Annotated in this window: 19 protein-coding genes; 12 read left to right on the top strand and 7 right to left on the bottom strand. The window is 62.3% G+C overall.

From position 1 onward, the window contains the following. Positions 1–43: 43 nt before the first annotated feature. Entirely contained in the window at positions 44–2,326 is a 2,283-nt protein-coding gene (locus M3P21_RS20775) for an adenosylcobalamin-dependent ribonucleoside-diphosphate reductase (RefSeq protein WP_249713244.1), read from the bottom strand. Positions 2,327–2,446: 120 nt separating this feature from the next. Between M3P21_RS20775 and M3P21_RS20770 the strand changes: the two genes are divergently transcribed. Together M3P21_RS20770 and M3P21_RS20765 are read left to right on the top strand one after the other, a co-directional pair. Continuing rightward, complete coding sequence (locus M3P21_RS20770; protein WP_249713242.1) at positions 2,447–2,878, top strand: DUF1489 family protein; 432 nt, start codon at positions 2,447–2,449, stop codon at positions 2,876–2,878. An 87-nt stretch (positions 2,879–2,965) separates the two neighbouring features. Beyond that, on the top strand, positions 2,966–3,415 hold the full coding sequence (locus tag M3P21_RS20765) for a cupin domain-containing protein (protein ID WP_249713240.1): 450 nt from the start codon (positions 2,966–2,968) through the stop codon (positions 3,413–3,415). On the opposite strand, the gene hisG is transcribed toward M3P21_RS20765, so the two are convergent. The 4 genes from hisG to M3P21_RS20745 all read right to left on the bottom strand — a co-directional run bounded on the left by hisG (position 3,412) and on the right by M3P21_RS20745 (position 7,583). After that, positions 3,412–4,104, bottom strand: a complete 693-nt coding sequence (gene hisG, locus M3P21_RS20760) for an ATP phosphoribosyltransferase (RefSeq protein ID WP_249713239.1) — start codon at positions 4,102–4,104, stop codon at positions 3,412–3,414. The two genes, M3P21_RS20765 and hisG, sit on opposite strands and share 4 nt — an antisense overlap. Next, positions 4,101–5,189 carry an ATP phosphoribosyltransferase regulatory subunit gene (locus M3P21_RS20755; RefSeq protein WP_249713237.1) on the bottom strand — a complete coding sequence of 363 codons (1,089 nt, stop codon included), beginning with the start codon at positions 5,187–5,189 and terminating at the stop codon, positions 4,101–4,103. Before M3P21_RS20755 ends, hisG begins: the two co-directional genes overlap by 4 nt. Further along, the gene (gene hisS, locus M3P21_RS20750; RefSeq protein ID WP_249713234.1) at positions 5,189–6,676 is read right to left on the bottom strand and encodes a histidine--tRNA ligase; all 1,488 of its coding nucleotides are present in this window, start codon (positions 6,674–6,676) and stop codon (positions 5,189–5,191) included. Before hisS ends, M3P21_RS20755 begins: the two co-directional genes overlap by 1 nt. A gap of 103 nt (positions 6,677–6,779) precedes the next feature. Continuing rightward, positions 6,780–7,583 (bottom strand): crotonase/enoyl-CoA hydratase family protein, encoded by an 804-nt coding sequence (locus M3P21_RS20745; protein WP_249713232.1) that lies wholly within the window; start codon positions 7,581–7,583, stop codon positions 6,780–6,782. A gap of 93 nt (positions 7,584–7,676) precedes the next feature. Here M3P21_RS20745 and M3P21_RS20740 point away from each other — a divergent pair, with 93 nt between their 5' ends. Continuing rightward, positions 7,677–7,871, top strand: coding sequence for a SlyX family protein (locus M3P21_RS20740; RefSeq protein WP_249713231.1), 195 nt, complete (start codon positions 7,677–7,679; stop codon positions 7,869–7,871). A gap of 82 nt (positions 7,872–7,953) precedes the next feature. Further along, positions 7,954–8,613 (top strand): pyroglutamyl-peptidase I, encoded by a 660-nt coding sequence (gene pcp, locus M3P21_RS20735; RefSeq protein ID WP_308445975.1) that lies wholly within the window; start codon positions 7,954–7,956, stop codon positions 8,611–8,613. Between the two features lie 29 nt (positions 8,614–8,642). On the opposite strand, the gene M3P21_RS20730 is transcribed toward pcp, so the two are convergent. Together M3P21_RS20730 and dnaE are read right to left on the bottom strand one after the other, a co-directional pair. Continuing rightward, positions 8,643–9,281 carry a DUF1194 domain-containing protein gene (locus tag M3P21_RS20730; RefSeq protein WP_249713229.1) on the bottom strand — a complete coding sequence of 213 codons (639 nt, stop codon included), beginning with the start codon at positions 9,279–9,281 and terminating at the stop codon, positions 8,643–8,645. A 152-nt stretch (positions 9,282–9,433) separates the two neighbouring features. After that, a complete protein-coding gene (dnaE, locus tag M3P21_RS20725; RefSeq protein ID WP_249713228.1) occupies positions 9,434–12,934 on the bottom strand; it encodes a DNA polymerase III subunit alpha in 3,501 nt (1,166 codons plus the stop codon). Between the two features lie 378 nt (positions 12,935–13,312). Here dnaE and xdhA point away from each other — a divergent pair, with 378 nt between their 5' ends. The 8 genes from xdhA to M3P21_RS20685 all read left to right on the top strand — a co-directional run bounded on the left by xdhA (position 13,313) and on the right by M3P21_RS20685 (position 23,433). Next, on the top strand, positions 13,313–14,671 hold the full coding sequence (gene xdhA / locus M3P21_RS20720) for a xanthine dehydrogenase small subunit (RefSeq protein ID WP_249713227.1): 1,359 nt from the start codon (positions 13,313–13,315) through the stop codon (positions 14,669–14,671). Next, positions 14,668–17,079 (top strand): xanthine dehydrogenase molybdopterin binding subunit, encoded by a 2,412-nt coding sequence (xdhB, locus tag M3P21_RS20715; RefSeq protein WP_249713226.1) that lies wholly within the window; start codon positions 14,668–14,670, stop codon positions 17,077–17,079. The genes xdhA and xdhB overlap by 4 nt, the downstream gene beginning before the upstream one ends. Beyond that, positions 17,069–18,004 (top strand): xanthine dehydrogenase accessory protein XdhC, encoded by a 936-nt coding sequence (gene xdhC / locus M3P21_RS20710; RefSeq protein ID WP_249713225.1) that lies wholly within the window; start codon positions 17,069–17,071, stop codon positions 18,002–18,004. The genes xdhB and xdhC overlap by 11 nt, the downstream gene beginning before the upstream one ends. Beyond that, complete coding sequence (locus tag M3P21_RS20705) at positions 18,001–19,518, top strand: ABC transporter ATP-binding protein (protein ID WP_249713224.1); 1,518 nt, start codon at positions 18,001–18,003, stop codon at positions 19,516–19,518. The genes xdhC and M3P21_RS20705 overlap by 4 nt, the downstream gene beginning before the upstream one ends. Positions 19,519–19,548: 30 nt before the next feature. After that, complete coding sequence (locus M3P21_RS20700) at positions 19,549–20,631, top strand: ABC transporter permease (RefSeq protein ID WP_249713223.1); 1,083 nt, start codon at positions 19,549–19,551, stop codon at positions 20,629–20,631. A gap of 3 nt (positions 20,632–20,634) precedes the next feature. After that, complete coding sequence (locus tag M3P21_RS20695; RefSeq protein WP_249713222.1) at positions 20,635–21,555, top strand: ABC transporter permease; 921 nt, start codon at positions 20,635–20,637, stop codon at positions 21,553–21,555. 34 nt (positions 21,556–21,589) lie between these two features. Beyond that, a complete protein-coding gene (locus M3P21_RS20690; RefSeq protein ID WP_249713221.1) occupies positions 21,590–22,663 on the top strand; it encodes a BMP family ABC transporter substrate-binding protein in 1,074 nt (357 codons plus the stop codon). Positions 22,664–22,887: 224 nt separating this feature from the next. Then, a complete protein-coding gene (locus M3P21_RS20685) occupies positions 22,888–23,433 on the top strand; it encodes a class I SAM-dependent methyltransferase (RefSeq protein WP_249713220.1) in 546 nt (181 codons plus the stop codon). The last annotated feature ends 349 nt before the right edge of the window (positions 23,434–23,782 follow it).

Raw genomic sequence — 23,782 nt, 5'->3', positions numbered from 1 at the left:
GGTCATGACGCGTGACACACCACAAAAAAGCCGGGTCGAGCGGTTACTGGCATTTGGAATGGCCACAATTGCGGCAAGTCATGCAGCCTTCAACCATTTGCATGTCATATTGGCCGCAGCTCGGGCAGGCCGGCCCACGGGGCGCGTCGGTGTTGACAACTTGGGCCTGTGGGTCGGATTTCAGGCCCATGCCTTCACCTTCAAGAAAGCCGATGGACACCATGTGCCGCTCTATCACGCCGCCAATTGCAGCTAGGATCGACGGTATGTACTTACCTTGCACCCAGGCCCCGCCGCGCGGGTCGAATACCGCTTTCAACTCTTCGACCACAAAGGACACATCACCGCCACGCCGGAACACCGCCGAGATCATTCGGGTCAGGGCCAGTGTCCAGGCGTAGTGCTCCATGTTCTTGGAGTTGATGAAGACCTCGAAAGGCCGCCGCCGCCCGCCGATGACGATGTCGTTGATGGTCAGGTAGATCGCGTGCTCGCTGTCGGGCCATTTCAGCTTGTATGTGCTGCCCTCCAGCGCCTGTGGACGGTCAAGCGGCTCGGACATATAGACCACCTCGCCGCCATCGATGCTGTGGGGAGACACTGCGTTCTCACCGGGTGCCGCATCGGCAGTTTCGCTAACCGTCAGGACCGACCCGGTCACGTCATTCGGACGATAGGTGGTGCAACCTTTGCAGCCCTGATCCCAGGCTTGCATGTAGACATTCTTGAAATCCTCAAAACTGATGTCTTCCGGACAGTTGATGGTTTTCGAGATCGAACTGTCGATCCATTTCTGCGCGGCGGCCTGCATCCTGACATGTGCCGAAGGCGCCAGCGTCTGGGCATTCACGAAATGCTCCGGTAGGTCGATATCGCCGAACTTGTCGCGCCAGAGTTGGACAGCGTAATCGACCACCTCTTCCTCGGTGCGCGAGCCGTCCTTTTGCAGCACCTTGCGTGTATAGGCATAGGCAAAGACCGGCTCGATCCCGGACGAGACATTGCCCGCATAGAGGCTGATCGTACCCGTGGGCGCGATCGAGGTCAGCAGGGCGTTGCGAATGCCATGCTCACGGATAGCGTCGCGTACATCTTCATCCATCGCCATCATGGACCCGCTGGCCAAATAGCCATCGGCGTCGAACAAGGGGAAGGCCCCCTTCTCGCGTGCCAAATCCACCGACGCCAGATACGCGGCGCGGGCGATCGCGTGCAGCCAGCGCTCGGTCTGACGCGCCGCTTCGTTCGAACCATAACGCAGGCCCAGCATCAGCAGCGCGTCCGCCAACCCGGTCACGCCCAGCCCGATCCGCCGCTTGGCCTGCGCCTCGGCGGCCTGTTCCGGCAGCGGGAACTTCGAGGCATCGACCACGTTGTCCATCATCCGGATCGCCGTCGCCACCAGGTCCTGCAGCGCGGTCTGGTCCAACGCGGCACCGGCCTCGAACGGGTCCGTCACCAGCCGCGCCAGGTTGATCGAGCCCAGCAGGCAGGCCCCGTAAGGCGGCAGGGGTTGTTCACCGCAAGGGTTCGTCGCGGCGATCGTTTCGACATAGTTCAGGTTGTTGGCCGTGTTGATCCGGTCAATGAAGATCACGCCCGGTTCGGCGTAATCATACGTCGACTGCATGATCTTGTTCCACAGGTCACGCGCCTGCACGGTGTGATAGACCTTACCACCGAATTGCAGTTCCCACGGGCCATCCGCCTTGACCGCCTCCATGAAGGCATCCGTCACCAGCACCGAGACATTGAACATCCGCAACCGCGCAGGGTCGGATTTGGCGGTGATGAAATCCTCGATATCGGGGTGATCGCAGCGCATCGTCGCCATCATTGCCCCGCGCCGCGAGCCCGCGGACATGATCGTCCGGCACATGGCGTCCCAGACGTCCATGAAGCTGAGCGGACCGGACGCATCCGCCGCAACGCCTGTGACCGCCGCACCCTTGGGCCGGATGGTCGAGAAATCATATCCGATGCCGCCGCCCTGCTGCATGGTCAGCGCAGCCTCTTTCAGCATGTCGAATATGCCGCCCATACTGTCGGGGATCGTGCCCATCACAAAACAGTTGAACAGCGTCACCTGCCGCGCGGTGCCCGCGCCGGCCGTGATGCGCCCGGCGGGCAGGTATTTGAAATCCTCCAGCGCCGCATAAAACCGGTCTTCCCACAGATCGGGGTCTTTCTCGACCTGTGCCAGATCGCGGGCGATGCGCCGCCAGGTGTCCTCGACCGTCTGGTCGATCGACGTGCCATCCGCCTGTTTGAAGCGGTATTTCATGTCCCAGATCTGTTCCGAGATGGGGGCGGCAAAACGGCTCATCGGGTGATTCCTGATACTGGTAGGGCGCTCTAATTTACCCAAATCCCGCGCCTGATGCCACAACAGTTTGAAGTTTCGCTCACAAACACTACAATATGAGCCACTCTTGGGGGCGACTCTGTGGATAAGTATGTGAATCTCATCAAGCTGTCGGTCGGATCGGAAAGCGTCGAAACGCTGGCCGACTGGCAACAGACACGCGCCGCGCAGTCCGAAGACGGCTTGCCGCGCCATGTCACCCGCATGTGGCCCAAGCGCGAGGCGGAGATTCTCAAAGGCGGCTCGATCTATTGGGTGATCAAGGGGCAGGTGCAATGCCGCCAGCGCATTCTGCGCATGGATGAGGTGATGGGCTCGGACGGCATCCGCCGCTGCGCCATCGTGCTGGACCCGGATCTGCACCGCACACAAAGCGCCCAGAAACGCCCGTTTCAGGGCTGGCGTTACCTCAAGCCCGAAGACACACCGCCTGATCTGCCAAAAACCCGGCACTCCGAAGATGCGCTCCCGGATGATCTGAACCGGGCGTTGGCCGAGATCGGCGTGCTCTGAACCGCACAGAACCTGTGCAACCATCCGTGTTTTGTTGACCAGCGCACAGCGCTAACCTGCTCCTGCGTCGTCAGAGGGAGCCGCGTCATGACCCATTCCGCCTACTCCGACTGCGAAGTTCTGGATTTCCCCGGTGCCATCACCCTGCGCATCCTGCTCAGCGGTGATCAGACCGGCGGCGCGCTGGAGGTGTTCGAGGATATCGTGCAGCCCGGCATTGGGCCGGGTCGCCATATCCACCACCATCAGGATGAAACGTTTTTCTTTCTGGAGGGTGAGTTCGAATTCGAAATCGCAGGCGAACGCAGCAGGGTTGCCCCAGGCGATGTGGCCTTCATACCGCGCAGCACCGAGCATGCCTTCAAGAATGTCGGAGCCTCTCCGGGGCGCCTGCGCTACGTATTCTCGCCCGCCTACAGGATGGAGTCGATGTTCCGTGCGCTGCATGCCTCGTTGCAGGACGGTGCGCTGGACGCGGATGCGATGGCTCGCATCGCGTCGCAGCACGGGCAGGAATTCACCGGCCCGCCTCTCTAAAGCGCGATCCGGTCCAGAAGCTCGTCCAGCGACTTGCGGTCTGCGCCCCGACACGGGGCAACGCGGCTGCGCCAGAGTGTGGCCTGAGACCGCAACATCATTCCGTCGCTGAGGATCTTCAGATGGTTGGCCCGCAGGGTTTCCCCGGTCGAGGTAATGTCGGCAATCGCCTCGGCGGTCTCGTTCTTGACCGTGCCTTCGGTCGCGCCCTGGCTGTCGACCAGCGTGTAGTCGGCCACACCGGCCTCGGTCAGGAACTCGCGCACCAGACGGTGATACTTGGTGGCGATGCGCAGGCGATGGCCATGGGTCGCGCGGAAAGCGGCGGCGGCGGCGTCAAGATCACCCAGCGTATCCACATCAACCCAGGCGCGCGGCACCGCGAGGATCAGATCGGCCTGGCCGAACCCCATCGGCGCGATCTGCTCGACCTGCTGTTCCCAGAGCGGCAGTTTCTCATGCACCAGATCAGTGCCGGTGACGCCCAGATTGATCCGCCCCGCTGCCAGTTCGCGGGGGATTTCCCCCGCTGACAACAGCACCAGAGACATGTTTTCAACCCCGTCCACCCGGCCAGCATATTCCCGATCCGACCCGGTGCGCGACAGCTCGATCCCGCGCTTGGCGAACCAGGCAAAGGTCTTGTCCATCAGGCGGCCCTTGGAGGGGACCCCAAGCTTGAGGCTCATGTCAGGCTCTCCTGCAGATCAAGGATCAGGCCGGGGCGCAGGATGCCGCCCACCGCCGGAATCTCGGCCCCCTCGCCCAGATAGCGGGTCAGCGCGTCATAACGCCCGCCCGTGGCCAGTGGTGGCAGGTCGGGACGGCCCTGACGGTAAAAACCAAAGACAAACCCGTCATAATATTCCATCGAGGTCCGCCCGTAGGAGGCCTCGAACTCCAGATGATCCACATCCACCCCACGCGCCGCCAGCGCAGTGATCCGCGCCTCAAGCCGGTCCAGCGCCGGGCCGATCGCAGGCAGATCGACCGCCACATCGCGCAGATGTTCCAACGCAAAGGGCAGCGTTTCGCGGATGGTGAGCAGGGTTTCCAGCGCCGTCAATTCGGTCTCGGAAATCGGCGGCGCGGCATGATCGGCGCGCAGCGCGTCGATCCGCCCGGTAATCTCGGCCTGCGTTCGCTTGCCGATCAACGGCGCGTCCGTTTCAACCCTTCCCGTGCCTGCCAGAATCTCTGCACGCGCCTCGCTGACCGCGCGCTGGCCGCCGAACCGTTCCAACAGGGCGCGGAACCGGCGGGGCCGCCAGATATGCCGCATCAGCGCCTGTTTGCGCCGTTCATCGGTTTTCAACCCCTGCACAGCGGCCATCAGGATGCCGATATCACCGGTCGAGGCGGTTATCGGCACATCATCAAGCGCCTGCGCGATCAGCGCGAACACCTCGGCATCAGCGCGGGCCGGGTCGGTGCGGTCGAACACCTCATAACCCACTTGAATGAACTCACTGGGGCGGTCCGGGTCGTGCTCCTGGCGCCGGAACACCTCGCCCGAATACGTGTACCGGGCCGGTTCGGCACCGTCGGCCACATGCATCTGCACAACCGGCACCGTGAAATCGGGGCGCAGCATCTGTTCGCCGCGCAGCGCGTCCGAGGTGACATAGGCGCGCGCGCGAATGTCCTCGCCATAGAGGTCAAGCAAGGCCTCGGCGGGTTGCAGGATCGCCGCTTCGACCACCCGCGCGCCCTCGGCCTCGAACCGGGCGCGCAGGCTGGCGGCCTTGAGCAGCGTTTCAGCGCGATCCGCCATCAGGCTTGCGCCGCCAGCATCGCACGCACCTGCGCCACCAACTCGCCGCGCGGCGCTTCGATCTGCGAGGGGCGTTCTTTCCATTCCTCCAGCGTCGCGCTTTCGGCCAGTTTCGCTCCCAGGATCAGGTCCTTGATCTGCACGATGCCATTGGCCTTTTCGTCCCCACCCTCGATGATGGCGATGGGTGCGTTACGCTTGTCGGCATATTTGAGTTGGTTGCCGAAATTCTTCGGATTGCCCAGATAGACCTCGGCCCGGATGCCCGCGTTGCGCAGCTCGGCCACCATCGCCTGATAATCGGCCATCCGGTCGCGATCCATCACCGTGACCACCACCGGCCCCTCGGCCTGCGCGGTCAAACGACCCTTTTCGCGCAGCGCCGCCAGCAGCCGGTCGACCCCGATCGAGACACCGGTGGCAGGCACTTCCTGCCCGGTGAAGCGCTTGACCAGATCGTCATAGCGTCCGCCGCCCGCAACCGAACCGAATTGCCGCTTACGGCCTTTTTCGTCGAGGATTTCGAAGGTGAGTTCTGCCTCGTAGACCGGCCCGGTGTAATAACCAAGACCACGGACCACAGAAGGATCAATTTCAATCCGATCCGGCCCATAGCCACCCGCTTCCAGCAGCGCGCCGATCTGTTCCAGCTCCGCGATGCCCTCTGCGCCGGTCTTGCTGTCGCCTACTGCCGCGCGCAGATTGGCCAGCGTCCCGGCAGCATCCGCCGCCTTCGAGGTCAGAAAAGCGATCACCGGTTCGGCCTGATCCGCGCTCAGACCTATTCCATCAATGAACGCGCCCGAGGCATCCAGCCGCCCCTTGGTCAGCAGTTCCCGCACGCCCTGCTCGCCCACCTTGTCAAACTTGTCGATGGTGCGCAGAACGTTGTCGCGCGCGCTGGCATCATCGCCCAGCCCCATCGCCTCAAGCACACCGTTCAGGACCTTGCGGTTATTGACCCGCACCAGATAGTCGCCGCGCGGGATGCCGACGGCTTCCAGCGTGTCGCTGAGCATGGCGCAAATCTCGGCATCCGCAGCCATCGAGGCGCTGCCGACCGTATCCGCATCACATTGGTAGAACTGGCGATAGCGGCCCGGGCCGGGTTTCTCGTTGCGCCAGACCGGTCCCATCGCATAGCGACGATAGGGTGTCGGCAGGTCGTTGCGGTGTTGCGCATAGACCCGCGCCAGCGGCGCTGTCAGGTCATAGCGCAGCGCCATCCAGTCGCCCTGATCCTTGTCGTCGACCTCCTGCCAGGCAAAGACACCCTCATTGGGGCGGTCCACATCGGGCAGGAACTTCCCCAGCGCCTCGACGGTTTCGACCGCGCTCGATTCCAGCGCCTCGAACCCGTAGCGATGATAGACCCCGGCAATGGCGCGCAGCATCTCGGTCCGCTGCGTCACTTCACCTCCGAAATAGTCGCGAAATCCTTTTGGGGTCACGGCCTTGGGGCGGGGCTGTTTCTTGGGCTTTGCCATCGGGGCATCCTTGGGGTGGTGGTTCCGGGCGCGGTCTAGCCGATGCCCCCAGCCGGGGCAAGCCACTGCGCCGTCCCACCAGGAGATGCTGCGCAAGGCGCGCTCAGATATCGGCGAAATCCCCCGACCTTCCCTTGCCCCCCGCAAAGCGTGCGGCCCCTTCGCGGCTTTCCTCTTCGAACACCGCGGCAGAGGCCCATTCCCGACGCAGCGCCTGTGCAAGATCGACAGGTGCGGGCCGGGCCGAGAGGTGATCGGCGCGCAGACAGCCTTGCGGAAAGCGGACCAGGTCCTGCGCCAGGCCCATGGCGGTCTCCAGCGCGGCGCCTTGCGGGCAGGTATAATTCGCAAAACCGATGGCCTGCGCCTCGTCCGTTTGCACCGGGCGTCCGGTCAGGATCAGGTCGTTTGCCCGCCCTTGCCCCAGAATCGCGGGCAGCCGCACCGTACCGCCATCCAGCAGCGGAACGCCCCAGCGGCGGCAGAACACGCCGGTCACCGCGCCCCGCGCCATCACCCGCATGTCGCACCAGGCCGCCAGCTCCATACCGCCCGCCACGGCCGGACCTTCGATGGCGGCGATCACCGGCTTGCTCAGCATCAGACGCGTCGGCCCCATCGGGCCAGGGCAGGGTTGCGTCATCGGGTCGGTCCAGCCTTGCGGAATGTCGAGGCTTCTGATCCAGTCATCCGCCGCCCCCGATCCGGCGGCTTTCAGGTCAAACCCGGCGCAGAAAAACCCGCCCGCCCCGGTCAGGATCGCCACCAACTGGCTGTCATCCGCTTCGAACGCCAGAAATGCCTGATAAAGCGCCTGCGCCGTTTCCGGGTTCACCGCGTTGCGCGCCTGCGTCCGGTCGATCGTGATGGTCGTGACTGCCGCGTTGCGCTCGATGATGACGCTCATGGTGATCCTCCCTGTCCGCGCGCTCAGGCCATGTGGCTCTGGCAAGTGCGGTGATGCCTCTGTATCACGATGAAAACGCCAAGGAGCCCGCCTATGCAACATCTTGAAGAACAGATCGCCCATCTGACCAAGACCGTCGACGAGATGAGCGCGGTCGTGGCGCGCCAGCAGACCGAGATCGACCGGCTGACCCACCGGGTCCAGATGCTGATGGAACGCGAGGCCGGCCGCGAACAGGAGGCCGGTGGCGGCGTGGTGATCGGAGACGAGCGGCCGCCGCATTACTGACGGTCGGGGCTTCCCCCAGGGCTGGTTGGCGACCTATGGTCGGGAAACCACTGCGCCACCCGGAGGCTGAGCCACGCCAACCCTGCTACTGACCGGATTCGAGGCCTTTGGCACCACTCCGGTCAACCCTGCCGAGCAAGTGGCGCGTCACCTTGATGGTGAAATCGTGGCCGGTCTGACAATCGTGTCGCGGATCATCCCCAACAGCTTTTTCGAATGTATCGACGTTGTGAAAGACGCAATCGCAGAGCTGCGCCCCGATGCGGTCGTCATGATGGGGGAGTTTGGCGGGCGGGCGATGGTCACGGTGGAACGCATCGCGCAGAACCTCAATGACGGCGCGCGCTATGGGTTGCGCGACAATGCGGGCAAGCTGTTGCAGGATGTGATGACGGTGCCGGACGGACCGGTGGCCTTTCGCGCGACCTTGCCGATCCGCGCTATGGTGCACAACATGCGTGCCGCCGGGATTCCCTCGGATATCTCGGACGCGCCGGGTACCTTCTGCTGCAACCACCTGATGTATGGCATCCTGCATCACCTGGCTCATTCCGGCTCCGAGATCCGCGCGGGCTGGGTTCACCTGCCGCACCTGCCTCAAGTGGCCGCGCTGGTGCCAAACCTCGGCGCACCCAGCATGTCGGTCGACACCGCAGCCGCCACACTGCGCGCAGGCATAGAGGCGATTGCCGAACATCCCACGGATACAGATGAGGTTTCGCCCTCGCGGCTACAGATCTGATTTTCAGGTAACGTGGTAGGGATTGCGCCCTATCGCCGGGCGAATTGCGGCGCCGGGATTTCCCGCATCAGTTTGCGCTTCATGGCCTGTTCGTAATCCTCGAAGCCCAGCGCAATCTCGACAAAGGCGCCGGGGCCGTGAATGACCTTTTCCAGATAATAGTCGATGACACTTGTATCACCGGTGTCGATCACCAGCCCGTTGACCGTTATCCCAGCCGCAGGAAAGTGCCGATAGGCGCTTTCGGGGGGATACCCGTGATTGTTGGCGCCATCTCCCGAAATATCCAGGACCAGACGCGCACAGGCGGAAACCTTGTTGAGTTTCGTGGTGCCAAAGCCAATCGCGGCCCCCAACGCGGTGGGGTAGTCATCATTCATACGGCTATGGCCAAGCAGACGCGTAGCGAAACCCGCCAGATCACCCTCGCTTGCAATCGCGCTCCATGGGGCAATGGTCGCCTGCTGGGTCTCGCCGCTCCATTCATAGGCCATCAGCATCACGGTGCCCCGGTTGGCAAGGATCAGGGCGCGGATCTCTTCATCCTGCAGCGCTGCGGCCAGACCCACCCGTTGCTGCTCATATTCGATCTCATCAACACTGGTCGAGATGTCGAGCGCAAACGCCAGAGCGAGTGAACACTCGGGCACCGAACCGTCCTGAGCCATTGCACCCCCCGACAGTATCGAGAGCATAGAGGCCAATATCGCGATTGCGCTCCTCAAATTCGGCTCCTGCAGCGGGGCATCCGCAGATCTCAGCCTAGCATCCTGCGACCGGAAAGTCGATTTGCACCCCCTCCGAACAGAGGCCGGGATAGTCAGAGTTCCTCGACCGACAGAACCCCCTCCAGCGACTTGATGGCCCCTTTGATCTGCGGGTTGATGGGGAAATCCCGGCCAAGGTCCATTTCCACGTCGCCCGGCAGGCCCGATGCGATCAGGCAAAGCTGGATCGGGCCTTTGCCCGCGTTGCGCGCAGCCTCTGCGGCACCTTCGAGCACCCTGGCGACGGTCGGTATCGCCTCGGCCGCGTCAACGAAAACCCGCAGGCCCGTCGCCCCCGCATCCGCCACTGTAGCGTCGATCGGTCCCACCGACCGCGCCAACAGCTTCAGTTGATCCGCCTCCATCGTGGCCTCGGCGGACAGGACGACATGAGCACCGGTTTCAAGAAATTCGCGGCTTTTTTCGAGCGTTTCCGAAAACAGCGTGATCTCATAGGCCCCGGTCGTGTCCGAGAGCTGCGCAAAGGCAAAGCGATTGCCGCGCGCCGACTTGCGCTCCTGTCGACCGGCCACAACGCCCGCCATCTTGGCAATGAAGGGCCCGCCACGGGACTTTTCGGTCACCTGATCCAGCGTCAACACCTGCTTGCGCCTGAGCGCGGGCATGTAGTCGTCCAGCGGATGGCCGGACAGATAAAAGCCGATCGCCTTGAACTCTTCGCTGAGACGTTCTGCAGGCAGCCAGTCGGGCGTGGGTGCAAGGCGCGGTTCGGGCAGATCATCGCCCGCCTCGCCGAACAGAGACACCTGATTGGAGTTCTTCTGCTCATGGATCGCCGCCGAGTAGTTCATCAGCGGTTCCAGACTGTCAAAGACGCGGCGGCGGTTGGGGTCGAGTTGATCAAACGCCCCTGCCCGCGCCAGCATCTCAAGCGGGCGCTTGCCGACCTTCTTCAGGTCTACCCGACGGGCAACGTCGAAGAGATTGACAAATGGCTTCTCGCCACGCCCTTCGACCACCAGCGTCATCGCCTCGACACCGACATTCTTGAGCGCGCCCAGCGCATAGACCAGTTCGCCATCCGCCACATCGAACGTCGCCTGCGAACGGTTCACGCAAGGCGGCACATAGGGCAGGCCAAGACCCTTGCGAACCTCTTCGAAATACACTGCCAGCTTGTCGGTCAGGTGGATATCGCAGTTCATGACACCCGCCATGAACTCGACCGGGTGGTTCGCCTTCAGCCAGCCGGTCTGATAGCTGACCACGGCATAAGCGGCCGCGTGGGATTTGTTGAAGCCGTAATTGGCGAATTTTTCCAGCAGGTCGAACACCTCGGAGGCCTTTTTGGCATCCACGCCATTTTCGCCCGCACCCATCTCGAACTTGGGCCGCTCGGCATCCATCGCTTCCTTGATCTTCTTGCCCATCGCGCGGCGCAACAGATCGGCCCCGCCAAGGCTGTATCCCGCCATCACCTGCGCGATCTGCATCACCTGTTCCTGATAGACAATGATCCCTTGCGTTTCCTCAAGGATATGGTCGATCAGCGGATGAACCGAAGTGATCTCGCGCTGGCCGTTCTTGACCTCGCAATAGGTCGGGATGTTCTCCATCGGGCCGGGACGGTAGAGCGCCACCAGCGCCACGATATCCTCGATACAGGTCGGTTTCATGCGCTTGAGCGCATCCATCATGCCCGAGCTTTCCACCTGGAACACCGCCACCGTCTTGGCGGCGGAATAAAGTTTGTAGGTCGCCTCGTCATCCAGCGGGATCGCGTTGATCTCGTTCACCGCGCCTTCGGGTGGGTCATAAAGCTGGGTACCGTCGGCCATCACATGCAGGTCGCGGCCCGACTTGCGGATCAGATCCACCGCGTTCTGGATCACGGTCAGGGTCTTGAGGCCCAGAAAGTCGAACTTAACCAGCCCCGCCTGTTCCACCCATTTCATGTTGAACTGGGTTGCGGGCATGTCCGAGCGCGGGTCCTGATAGAGCGGCACCAGCGCATCAAGCGGACGGTCGCCGATCACCACACCGGCGGCGTGGGTGGAGGCGTTGCGCAGCAGCCCTTCGACCTGCTGGCCATAGGTCAGCAACCGATCAACCACCTCTTCGTTGCGCGCCTCTTCGCGCAGGCGCGGCTCGTCCTTCAGGGCCTTCTCAATGGAAACCGGTTTGACGCCTTCAACCGGGATCATCTTGGACAGACGGTCCACCTGCCCATAGGGCATCTGCAGTACGCGTCCGATATCGCGCACAGCAGCCTTGGACAGAAGCGCACCGAATGTGATGATCTGGCCAACTTTGTTGCGGCCATATTTCTCCTGCACGTACTGGATCACCTCTTCGCGACGATCCATGCAGAAATCGATGTCGAAGTCGGGCATCGACACCCGTTCGGGGTTCAGAAAGCGTTCGAACAGCAAGCTGTAGCGCAGCGGATCAAGGTCGGTGATCGTCAGCGCATAAGCCACCAGCGACCCCGCGCCAGACCCTCGTCCCGGCCCCACCGGAATTCCCTGATCCTTGCCCCACTTGATGAAGTCCGCAACGATCAGGAAATAACCGGGAAAGCCCATGCCTTCGATAATGCCCAGTTCGAAATCCAGCCGTTCCTGATATTTCTCGACGCTGACCGCATGCGGGATAACGGCAAGGCGCTGCTTCAACCCTTCATTGGCTTGCCGCCGCAATTCTTCAATCTCGTCATCGGCAAATTTCGGCAGGATCGGATCGCGCCGATACGCCATGAAGGCACAGCGTTTGGCGATCTCGACAGTGTTCTCGATGGCCTCGGGCAGGTCGGCAAACAGCGTCGCCATCTCTTGAGGGGATTTGAAGTAATGCTGCGCGGTCAGGCGGCGGCGGTCCTCCTGCTGGTCGACATAAGACCCCTCGGCGATGCAGATCAGCGCATCATGCGCCTCATACATCCCGGCCTCGGGGAAATAGACGTCGTTGGTGGCGACCAGCGGGATGTTCTTGGCATAAGCCATCTCCACATGCCCGCGCTCGGTCAGCCGTTCGGCCTCGGGCGCGCCGCCGTCACCAGGATGGCGCTGCAGTTCGATATAGAGCCGGTCGCCGAACATGGCGGCAAGACGATCCACCAGCGCCTCTGCCGCCGGGCGTTGGCCAGCCTGCAACAACCGCCCCACCGGGCCGTCCGGACCGCCGGTCAGGCAGATCAACCCGCCGGAATGAGCCTGCAACTCGTCCAGCGTCACCTGCGGTAACTGCCCGCCTTTGTCCACATACAGGCACGAGTTCAGCTTCATCAGGTTCTCATACCCCGCCTCGGACTGCGCCAGCAGAACCACCGGGGCGGGCGGCTTCGGTTTCTCGCCGGGTTGCGCTTGCACATAGGCCAGATCGACCTGACAGCCGATGATCGGCTGAACGCCCGCCCCGCTGGCGGTGACGGAGAACTCCAAAGCCGAAAACAGGTTGTTGGTGTCGGTCACCGCAACGGCTGGCATCTGGTACTTTTCGCACAGGCCCGGCAGCTTCTTGAGGCGGATCGCGCCTTCAAGCAGGGAATATTCTGTATGGACGCGGAGATGAATGAATCGGGGATCGCTGCTCATGTCGCGAAGCTATCGCAGCCGCCGGGCCGTTGAAAGCGCTCAAGCCGGATCCCTGCGAAACTGCCGAATAATTGCACAGGATTGTTCGGGTTTTCTTGAAGCTGTCTTTCGGACCTCTCGGCGCCAATTTTACCCAAGCACATGATTTCAATAGCTTCATTGGCATTCCCACTGCACAATGACAGGTGGATCAGCCGCAAAATGTTGCACCGCAGAAGGAGTTTTTCTTGCCAGAGCGAGCGCCCGGTTCCTAACCTTCCAGACAGAATATAAGGCACACGCCTCTTCACGCACGCATAATACGCCCGCCAGAGTTTCTACGTCGCATCGAGGCCTGGCACACATGGGATCACGGGGTAAAGCGACAGGCTTCAAATGATGACTATCTCGTTTCTTCTGAACGGAGAGACTATCGAGATCGGGGGGGGCGCGCCCACCACCACCCTGCTGGACTGGCTGCGCGAAGAGCGCGGCCTGACCGGTACCAAAGAGGGCTGCAACGAAGGCGATTGCGGGGCCTGCACGGTGATGGTCACCGATGCGGACGGGGCGAAAGCGCTGAACGCCTGTATCCTGTTCCTGCCGCAACTGCATGGAAAGGCGGTGCGGACGGTCGAGGGGGTCTCGGGACCGCAGGGCAAGATGCACCCGGTACAGCAGGCCATGGTCGACCACCACGGATCGCAATGCGGCTTCTGCACGCCGGGCTTCGTGATGTCGATGGTGGCCAGCCATTGCAGCGGCGCGACGGATCACGACACGCAACTTGCGGGCAATCTTTGCCGCTGCACCGGCTACGCCCCGATCATCCGCGCGGCTGAGGCGGTCGAAGGACAACCGGTGCCGGACTGGATTCAGGATACCGCACCGGGCGGCGCGCCTGATCCGATGCTGCCGCGTTCATCGGATGAATTGGCGCAGGCCTATGCGGAACAACCAGAGGCCACTCTTGTGGCCGGGGCCACCGATGTGGGGCTGTGGGTGACCAAGCAATTGCGCGAACTTGATCCGGTGATCTTCCTCAACGGCTGCGATGATCTGAAAGAGATCACCATCGACGACAACAGCATCCGGTTTGGTGCCATGGTTGACATGAACCGGATGGGCGCGGCGCTCGCGTCGCTGCATCCCTCTTATGCCGAGATGATCCGCCGCTATGCCAGTGTGCAGATCCGCCATGCGGCGACCGTGGGCGGCAACATCGCCAATGGCTCCCCCATCGGGGACAACCCGCCCGCCCTGATTGCGCTCGATGCCACGCTGCATCTGCGTCGGGGTGAGACGCGCCGGTCATTGCCGCTGGAGGACTTCTTTCTCGACTATGGCAAACAGGACCGCGCAGCCGGCGAGTTTGTCGAGGCGGTGAGTTTCCCGCGCCGGCCCGACCGCCTGAAATGCTACAAGCTGAGCAAGCGCTTCGATCAGGACATCTCGGCCGTTTGCGGCTGTTTCAACATCATCGTCCAGGACGGTGTCGTCACCGACGCGCGGATTGCTTTCGGCGGCATGGCCGGGATACCGAAACGCGCGACAACGGTCGAGGCAGCGCTGCTGAACCAGCCCTGGACGATCGAGACGATCACGGCGGCCCAATCCGGTTTTGATGCCGATTTCACCCCTCTCAGCGACATGCGCGCCTCGGCCGAGTACCGGTTAGAGACGGCGCGCGCGATGCTGGAGCGCTATTTCGCAGAGAGCCAGGGCGCGGCGGGCAACGTGCTGGAGGTGAGTGCATGAGTATCGCGAAACCCCTGCCCCATGACGCCGCCCCTTTGCACGTGTCGGGCGAGGCGCGCTATATCGACGATATTCCGACACCCAAAGGCACCCTGCATCTGGCCTTTGGCCTCAGCGAGATTGCCAAAGGGCGCATCCGGACGGTCGACCTGGACGCGGTGCGCGCGGCACCCGGTGTGATCACCGTTCTGACCGTGCCAGATTTACCTTTTGCAAACGATGTTTCGCCATCCATCCATGACGAGCCCCTGCTGGCAGAGGATATGGTCAATTACATCGGACAACCTGTTTATGTGGTCGCCGCAACCTCTCACCTGGCGGCGCGCAAGGCCGCGCGACTGGGCAAGATCGAGTACGAAGAACTGGCCCCCATCCTGACCATCGAACAGGCGCTGGCGGCAGACAGCCGGTTCGAGGAAGGCCCCCGCATCTATCGCAAGGGCGACGCCGAGGGGGCGATTGCCTCTGCCCAGCACGTCGTTGAGGGCAGTTTCGAACTGGGCGGGCAAGAGCATTTCTACCTCGAAAGCCAGGCCGCCATGACCATGCCGCAAGAGGGCGGCGACATGATGGTCTATTCCTCGACCCAGCACCCGACCGAGATACAGCACAAGGTCGCTGATGCGTTGGGCGTGCCGATGCATGCCGTCCGGGTCGAGGCCCGGCGCATGGGTGGCGGCTTTGGCGGCAAGGAAAGCCAGGGCAACGCGCTGGCGGTGGCCTGTGCAGTGGTGTCACGGATGACAGGCCGCGCCTGCAAGATGCGCTATGACCGCGATGACGACATGACCATCACCGGCAAGCGGCATGCGTTCCGCATCTCCTACCGCGCCGGGTTCGATGCGAATGGGCATATTCAGGGCGTCTCATTCCTGCATCACGCGATCTGCGGCTGGGCACAGGACCTGTCACTGCCGGTGGCCGACCGCGCCATGCTGCATTCCGACAATGCCTACCTGCTGCCCAATGCGTTGATCGAGAGCCACCGGCTCAAGACCAACACCCAATCCGCCACCGCCTATCGCGGCTTTGGCGGGCCGCAGGGCGTGGTCGGGATCGAGCGGGTGATGGATCACGCCGCGCATGTGCTGGGCATCGACCCAGTCGAACTGCGCCAGCGCAACTACTATGAACCGGCACATGCCGCACAACCTGCGCAAACCAAGCCACCAGAGCCGCTTGGCCATGCTGACCCGCATGCGGACCTGACCAGCCGGGGCGCGGTGGAACAGATCACCCATCCGCGACCGGTCCGGCCCGTGCCCGAAGAGGGCAACACGACGCCTTATGGCATGGAGGTTTCGGATTTCGAGCTGCACGGGATGACCGAGGCGCTGCTGGCCTCAAGCGACTATGCGGCGCGCAGGCTGGCCATAAGCGCGTGGAACAAGGAAAACCCGATCATCAAGAAGGGGCTCGGGTTCTCGCCGGTGAAGTTCGGCATCTCGTTCACGCTGACCCATCTCAATCAGGCCGGTGCGCTGGTGCATGTCTATCAGGACGGCTCGGTGCATCTGAACCATGGCGGCACCGAGATGGGGCAAGGTCTGTTCCAGAAGGTGGCGCAGGTGGCGGCGGCGCGGTTCGCCATCCCGCCGGAGATGATCAGGATCACCGCAACCGACACCGCCAAAGTGCCCAACACCTCGGCCACCGCGGCCTCGTCGGGCAGCGACCTGAACGGTATGGCGGTCAAGGCCGCCTGTGACACGATCCGCGACCGGATGGCGGTCTATCTTGCCGAACACCATCAGGCGGATGCCGGATCGGTGCGCTTCGTGGACGGTCATGTCGAGGTGAGCGAGGCAAGCTACAGCTTTGCCGAAGCCGCCGCGCTGACTTATCAGGGACGGGTCAGCCTGTCGGCCACGGGCTTTTACAAGACCCCCAAGATCGAATGGGACCGGATCAAGGGCCACGGGCGGCCATTTTTCTACTTCGCCCATGGCGCGGCGCTGACCGAAGTGGCGGTGGACACGCTGACCGGCGAAAACCGTATCCTGCGCGCCGATATCCTGCATGATGCAGGCGCGTCACTGAACCCGGCGCTGGATATCGGGCAGGTCGAGGGCGGCTATGTGCAGGGCGCGGGCTGGCTCACGACCGAGGAACTGGTCTGGGACGAGCGTGGCGCGCTGCGCACCCATGCACCCTCGACCTACAAGATCCCCACCTGCTCGGACCGGCCCGACATCTTCAACGTGGCGCTCTGGGATGGCGAGAACCGCGAGGACACGATCTATCGCTCCAAGGCGGTGGGCGAGCCGCCATTCATGCTGGGCATCTCGGCCTGGCTGGCGCTGTCGGACGCGGTCGCGGCCTGCGGCTCGACCTATCCGGCGCTGAACGCACCCGCCACTGCGGAGGAAATCTGGCGCGGGGTCCGGAGGGTGCGCGATGGGGCTTGATCTGGACACCCTGCGCGCGGCGGTTGCTGCCCATGGCCGCGTGGTACGTGTGGTGATCGCGTCGATCAAAGGCTCGTCCCCGCGCGAAGTGGGCGCGGCGATGCTGGTTTGGGAGGGCGGACAATCCGGCACGATCGGCGGCGGGACGCTTGAATTTCGGGCGGCCGGGGCCGCGCGACAACAGACCCAGCCGCGCGTTCTAAGCCAACACGCGCTGGGACCGGATCTGGGCCAGTGCTGTGGCGGCGTGGTTCAATTGCTGAGCGAAATCTATGACGCCAGCACCCTGAATGAACTGACCGCGGAGGTGATCGCACGTCCGGTTGGAGCCTCTGAGATGCCGCTCTCGGTCAAGCGGCTGCTGGCTGCGCGCCGTGGTCAGGGCCTTGCGCCCGAACCGCAATTGATCGACGGCTGGATGATCGAGCCGGTTCACAAGCCTGCCCGCGCGCTGTGGATCTGGGGCGCTGGCCATGTCGGCCGGGCGCTGGTTGATGTGCTGGCCCCGCTGCCCGATCTGGCGATAACATGGGTGGATACCGGTGCAGAGCGGTTTCCTGAAACCGTGCCCGACGTTGTAACAGTGGTTCCGGCGGCGAAGCCCGCCGATCTGGTGGCGTATGCGCCATCACAGGCCGAGCATCTGGTGCTCACCTATTCGCATGTGCTTGATCTGGACCTGTGCGACCATTTGCTCCGTCATGAATTCGCCTTTGCCGGGCTGATCGGATCGGCCACCAAATGGGCGCGATTCCGGTCCCGGCTGCGGGCCCTGGGGCATCCGCCCGAGCGGATTGCGCGTATCACCTGCCCGATCGGTGACCCGACGCTGGGCAAACATCCTCAAATGATCGCCGTAGGTGTTGCGGCGCAGATATTGCGGCCCCATAAAGCCTTGGAAAACAAAAAGGATCTGAGCGCGTGACCACCCCACTTCTCAGACTGCAGGGCCTGACCAAGGCCTATCCCGGCGTTGTTGCCAACGACACCGTTTCCTTCGACATTGGCGAGGGTGAAGTGCACGCGCTGCTGGGCGAAAACGGCGCGGGCAAGTCAACGCTGGTCAAGATGATCTACGGGCTGGTGAAGCCCGACAGCGGCACCATGGAACTGCGCGGCCAGCCCTTTGCCCCATCCGAGCCGCGCACGGCGCGCGCCGACGGGATCGCCATGGTGTTCCAGCATTTTTCCCTGTTCGACGCGCTGGATGTGGCGGAAAACGTCGCCCTGGGCATGGAAAACCCGCCCGCGATGAACGATCTGGCCTCGCGAATCCGCGACGTGTCCGAGACCTATGGCCTGCCGCTGGACCCATACCGGCGCGTTGGGGACCTGTCCGCCGGGGAACGCCAGCGGGTCGAGATCATTCGCTGCCTGTTGCAGGACCCCAAGCTGCTGATCATGGATGAACCCACCAGCGTGCTGACCCCGCAAGAAGTCGACATCCTGTTCCAGACGCTGCAGAAACTGCGCTCCGAGGGGACATCGATCCTCTATATTTCGCACAAGCTCGAGGAAATCCGCGCGCTTTGCGATCATGCCACGATCCTGCGGCTGGGCAAGAATGTGGGCGAATGCATTCCCTCCGAAACCTCGGCGCGGCAGATGGCCGAGCTTATGGTGGGCGACACGCTGCAGACGCCCGAGCGCGGTGGACGCGAATTCGGTGAGATTGCGCTGGATATCTCCGGTCTGTCGGTGCCCTCGCCCTCGGAATTCGGGACCGCACTCAAGAACCTGCACCTGACCGTCCGCAAGGGCGAGGTGCTGGGCATCGGCGGGGTTGCGGGCAACGGCCAGGACGAATTGCTGGGCGTGCTGTCTGGCGAGATCACAACAGACCGGGACGCGGTCAAGCTGGCGGGCCAACCCATCGGAAAAGAAGGTCCGACGGCGCGGCGGCGCATGGGCCTGCTGACCGCCCCGGAGGAACGTCTGGGCCACGCGGCTGCCCCCGATATGAGCCTGACGGAAAACGCGCTGCTCACCGGCTCGGTCCGCGAAGGGCTGGAAAACCGGGGCTTTCTGAAATGGGCCGAGGCGCAGGGTTTTGCCAAAAAGATCATCAAGGCTTTTGATGTGCGCACACCGGGGCCAGAGAATGCGGCGCGGTCGCTATCGGGGGGCAATCTGCAGAAATTCGTCATTGGTCGCGAGGTGTTGCAGGACCCCGATGTGCTGGTTGTGAATCAGCCAACCTGGGGCGTCGATGCCGCCGCTGCGGCGGCGATCCGGCAGGCCATTCTGGATCTGGCGGCGGGTGGCGCTGCTGTGGTCTGCATCTCTCAGGACCTTGATGAATTGATGGAAATTTCGGACAGCTTCGCCGCGCTGAACGAAGGCCGGCTGAGCGCGCCCCGCCCGACCACCGAGCTGAGCGTGGATGAGATCGGCCTGATGATGGGCGGCGCGCACGGAATCGAGGTGGCGCATGTTTGAGGCAAGAAAAAACAACGAGGGCGCGCGCGCATGATCGTTCTGGAAAAAAGACCCCAGCCCTCGCAGGCCTGGTCGCTGGCGACGCCAATTGTCGCGGTACTGGCCACCATGTTCTTTGGCGGGTTGCTGTTTGCGGCCCTTGGCAAAAACCCGGTCGAGTCGATCATGACCATCTTTTGGGAACCGCTCTTTGGCGAATTCTCGTTCTATTACCGCCCGCAACTTCTGGTGAAAGGCGCGCCGCTGGTGCTGATCGCAATTGGTCTGTCGCTGGGGTTCAAAGCGGGCATCTGGAACATCGGCGCCGAGGGGCAGTATATCATGGGCGCCATCGTCGGCGCCGGTGTCGGGTTGGCGTTTTACCCGCTTGAGGCGTGGTACATCTTTCCGCTGATGGTGATCGGTGGCGCGCTGGGGGGCTGGGCCTGGGCCATGATCCCGGCCTTTCTGAAGGTGCGCTTCGGCACCAATGAAATCCTTGTCTCGCTGATGCTGGTCTATGTGGCCGAGCAAATGCTGGCCTCGGTCTCGCTGGGCCTGTTGAAGAACCCCGAGGGGTTCGGCTTTCCCGGCTCGCGCAATTTTCAATCCTATGCCAGCGCCTATAATGCCGAGTTGATCGAAGGCTCGGGCATGCATTGGGGTGTCGTGGCCGCCCTGATCGCGGTGATCTTCGCCTATGTGCTGCTGAACCGGCACATGCTGGGCTTTCACATCCGGCTGACAGGCGAGGCCCCGCGTGCGGCGCGGTTTGCCGGTGTGAATCCGGCCCGGCTGATCCTGTTTTGCCTCGGGCTTGCGGGCGCGCTGGCGGGTCTTGCCGGGCTCTTCGAGGTCTCCGGTCCTTCGGGTCAGATCACCATCGATTTCAACGTGGGCTATGGCTTTACTGCGATCATCGTGGCCTTTCTGGGCCGCTTGCATCCGGTGGGTATCCTGCTGGCGGGCAGCCTGATGGCGCTGACCTATATCGGCGGCGAGATCGCGCAGTCCGAGCTGGGCCTGCCCGCCGCTGCGATCCAGGTGTTTCAGGGAATGCTGCTGTTCTTCCTGCTCGCTTTCGACCTTCTGACCAATTACCGCCTGCGACTGGCGCTGAAAGAGGTGGCCTGAGTCATGGACCTATCCGAGATTAATCCCGTCCTGCTGATCGCCTCGCTGATGGTCGCCGCAACCCCGCTTCTGCTCGCCGCAATCGGAGAGTTGGTGGTCGAGAAAGCCGGCGTTCTGAACCTGGGCGTCGAAGGCATGATGATCATCGGCGCGATCTGCGGCTTTGCCATCACGGTCGAGACCGGGTCGACATTGTTTGGCTTTGTCGCCGCGGCGGTTGGCGGCGCGGTCCTGTCGCTACTGTTTGTTCTACTCACGCAAGTGGCGCTGGCCAATCAGGTGGCCTCGGGTCTGGCGCTGACCCTGTTCGGGCTGGGGCTAAGCGCGTTGATGGGGCAAAGTTACGTGGGTGTGAAACCTCCCAGTACGCCGGAACTGAACATCCCCTGGCTAAGCGATCTGCCGGTCGTCGGCCCGATCCTGTTCAGCCATGATCTGGTGCTTTATTTCGGTATCGGTCTGATCGCTGTGGTCTGGGCCGTGCTGAAATACACGCGGCTGGGCCTGATCCTGCGCGCGGTGGGTGAAAACCACGACGCTGCCCACGCATTGGGTTACAAGGTGATCCGCATTCGCGTCCTTGCGATCATGTTCGGCGGTGCCTGCGCCGGTCTTGGCGGGGCCTATATCAGCCTCGTACGTGTGCCTCAATGGACCGAGGGCATGACGGCGGGCATCGGCTGGATCGCGTTGGCGCTGGTGGTGTTTGCCAGTTGGAAACCCTGGCGGGTTTTACTGGGGGCCTACCTGTTCGGGGGAATCACCGTGCTGCAGCTTAACCTGCAGGCAGCTGGCGTTGCCATTCCGGTCGAGTATCTGGCAATGTCGCCCTACATCATCACGATCCTTGTGCTCGTGATCCTTTCGGCTGACAAAAGCGGCGCGCCAGCGTCGCTCGGCCGGATTTTCCATGCCTCGCACTAGAGGCCAACTTAGAAAACCAACTGGGGAGAACCTGATGAAACTTACCACTCTTCTTGCAACGGCGGCGATGGCGCTGGGGATGGCGACCGCTGGCGTCGCGCAGGACAAGACCAAGGTCGGCTTTGTCTATGTCGGCCCTGTCGGCGACGGCGGCTGGACCTATGAACACGACAAGGGCCGTCAGGCGGTCGAAGCCGAGTTCGGCGATCAGGTCGAGACAGTTTTTGTCGAATCCGTACCCGAAGGTCCCGACAGCGAGCGGGTGATGACGCAGATGGCGCTGGACGGCGCGGATCTGATCTTCACCACCTCCTTCGGCTACATGGACCCGACCATCAACGTGGCCAAGAAATTCCCGAAAGTGAAATTCGAACACGCCACCGGCTACAAGACCGCGCCGAATGTCTCGGTCTATTCCGCACGCTTCTACGAAGGCCGGGCGGTGCAGGGCCATATCGCGGGCAAGATGACCAAGTCGAACGTGGTTGGCTATATCGGCTCCTACCCGATCCCCGAAGTGATCCGGGGCATCAACTCGGCCTATATCCATGCCAAGAAGGTGAACCCGGATGTCGAGTTCAAGATCGTCTGGGCCTATACATGGTTTGATCCGGCGAAAGAGGCGGACGCCGCCAAGGTCCTGATCGAACAGGGCGCCGACGTGATCCTGCAGCATACCGATTCCACTGCGCCGCAAGCCGCCGCGCAGGACGCGGGCAACGTGATCACCTTTGGCCAGGCCTCGGACATGAGCGAATACGCCCCGATGCCGCGCGTCAGCTCGATCATCGACAATTGGGCGCCTTACTATATCGCCCGTACCAAGGCGGTGATGGATGGCTCGTGGGAAAGTGTGAATACCTGGGACGGGATCGCGCAGGGCATGGTCGAGATCGGCGAAATCTCCGACGCGGTTCCGGCGGATGTCAAGGAAGAGGCGTTGGCGATGAAAGCCGCAATGGCCGATGGCAGCTATCACCCCTTCACCGGCCCGCTGAATAAGCAGGACGGCAGCGACTGGCTGGCCGAAGGTGAGACCGCCGATGACGGCACACTGGCGGGCATGAACTTCTATGTCGAAGGTTTGGATGGCGAGATCCCGCAATAGGCCCTCGATGCCCGGCACAGACAAGCAAGGCCGCTCTTTCAGGGCGGCCTTTTTTCCACCATTTCGCAGAAACCTAAACGGTCCAACGCGTGCTCTCAATATCTCGCGGACCCGCACATATCGCGATTGCCACTCTCACGCGTTCAGTGCTTTAGATGGGGACTGCGGCCACGAGGGCAGGGCATCGCACGGATGCGACGGATCAATGTAAGAGAGATCTCCCAATGACAGAAGCTGATCGGGTCCTGAAACGGCGTAACGAGCTCATTGGCCAATACGAAATGATCCACCGCAACAAACCCAATTATGGCCGCTCGTCGGAGGACCTTCTTGGCCCCATGATGCGTGTGTTTTCCAAGTTTGATGGAATACAGTCCATCCTCGACTATGGATGTGGCCGGTCCCACACGGTTGATTGGTTGGCAAAGCTACTGGATGCAGAGGCCCATCGCTACGATCCTGCCATACCCCAGTTTTCGGTGTTACCCGTCACGGAATGCGATGCTGTGATTTGCACGGATGTTCTGGAGCATATCCCCAAAGAGGACATGCAAAACGTCATTTCGGAGATCGCCAGCGTCTCTCATCTCGTTTACTTCAACATCTGCACGCGACCGGCAGCTACCATGTTGCCGAATGGTGAAAACGCGCATTGTACTGTTGAAACTGACAATTGGTGGTTTTCGTTTCTGCAGGACACGTTTCCATTGATCAAAAAGACGTTTTCTCCGCGCAAACAGAATGTCAGCTTCATAACCTTAGGGTTGTAGACCACTAGGGTTACAATACATCTCTATGCTTGCGCGCTAAATATGCGGAACTGCGGCTGTCGTTGCCGGCCCGGAGGCCAATGCACAGATCGGCTTTTGCAATAAGTGCTGCTCATGATCGCTGACAGCGAGGGAACGTCTCCGCAACCAGTTGCTTTGCTGACTTAGAACAATCGAAAAAGGCCGCTCCTTGATGGAGCGGCCTTGTTTGTTCGTTGGTGTGACTCGCGGCAGAGTGTTCTGTGAACAATCGCCTGTCACCACCGTAACAACGCCTAAGCGTTGTTACTCGATGATTTTGGACACAACGCCGGCTCCAACCGTGCGGCCGCCTTCGCGGATCGCGAAA

This window comes from Ruegeria spongiae (assembly GCF_023502395.1).
Classification (GTDB): domain Bacteria; phylum Pseudomonadota; class Alphaproteobacteria; order Rhodobacterales; family Rhodobacteraceae; genus Ruegeria_C; species Ruegeria_C spongiae.
Note: the sequence above shows the minus strand (reverse complement) of the source record. Positions and strands in the feature narration are given on the sequence as shown.

Excerpts from the sequence above, each read along its gene's own strand:
- M3P21_RS20775 (WP_249713244.1), bottom strand. The coding sequence starts at position 2,326 with ATGAGCCGTTTTGCCGCCCCCATCTCGGAACAGATCTGGGACATGAAA.
- M3P21_RS20765 (WP_249713240.1), top strand. The coding sequence starts at position 2,966 with ATGACCCATTCCGCCTACTCCGACTGCGAAGTTCTGGATTTCCCCGGT.
- hisG (WP_249713239.1), bottom strand. The coding sequence starts at position 4,104 with ATGAGCCTCAAGCTTGGGGTCCCCTCCAAGGGCCGCCTGATGGACAAG.
- M3P21_RS20755 (WP_249713237.1), bottom strand. The coding sequence starts at position 5,189 with ATGGCGGATCGCGCTGAAACGCTGCTCAAGGCCGCCAGCCTGCGCGCC.
- hisS (WP_249713234.1), bottom strand. The coding sequence starts at position 6,676 with ATGGCAAAGCCCAAGAAACAGCCCCGCCCCAAGGCCGTGACCCCAAAA.
- M3P21_RS20745 (WP_249713232.1), bottom strand. The coding sequence starts at position 7,583 with ATGAGCGTCATCATCGAGCGCAACGCGGCAGTCACGACCATCACGATC.
- M3P21_RS20740 (WP_249713231.1), top strand. The coding sequence starts at position 7,677 with ATGCAACATCTTGAAGAACAGATCGCCCATCTGACCAAGACCGTCGAC.
- M3P21_RS20730 (WP_249713229.1), bottom strand. The coding sequence starts at position 9,281 with ATGGCTCAGGACGGTTCGGTGCCCGAGTGTTCACTCGCTCTGGCGTTT.
- dnaE (WP_249713228.1), bottom strand. The coding sequence starts at position 12,934 with ATGAGCAGCGATCCCCGATTCATTCATCTCCGCGTCCATACAGAATAT.
- xdhA (WP_249713227.1), top strand. The coding sequence starts at position 13,313 with ATGACTATCTCGTTTCTTCTGAACGGAGAGACTATCGAGATCGGGGGG.
- xdhB (WP_249713226.1), top strand. The coding sequence starts at position 14,668 with ATGAGTATCGCGAAACCCCTGCCCCATGACGCCGCCCCTTTGCACGTG.
- xdhC (WP_249713225.1), top strand. The coding sequence starts at position 17,069 with ATGGGGCTTGATCTGGACACCCTGCGCGCGGCGGTTGCTGCCCATGGC.
- M3P21_RS20700 (WP_249713223.1), top strand. The coding sequence starts at position 19,549 with ATGATCGTTCTGGAAAAAAGACCCCAGCCCTCGCAGGCCTGGTCGCTG.
- M3P21_RS20695 (WP_249713222.1), top strand. The coding sequence starts at position 20,635 with ATGGACCTATCCGAGATTAATCCCGTCCTGCTGATCGCCTCGCTGATG.
- M3P21_RS20690 (WP_249713221.1), top strand. The coding sequence starts at position 21,590 with ATGAAACTTACCACTCTTCTTGCAACGGCGGCGATGGCGCTGGGGATG.
- M3P21_RS20685 (WP_249713220.1), top strand. The coding sequence starts at position 22,888 with ATGACAGAAGCTGATCGGGTCCTGAAACGGCGTAACGAGCTCATTGGC.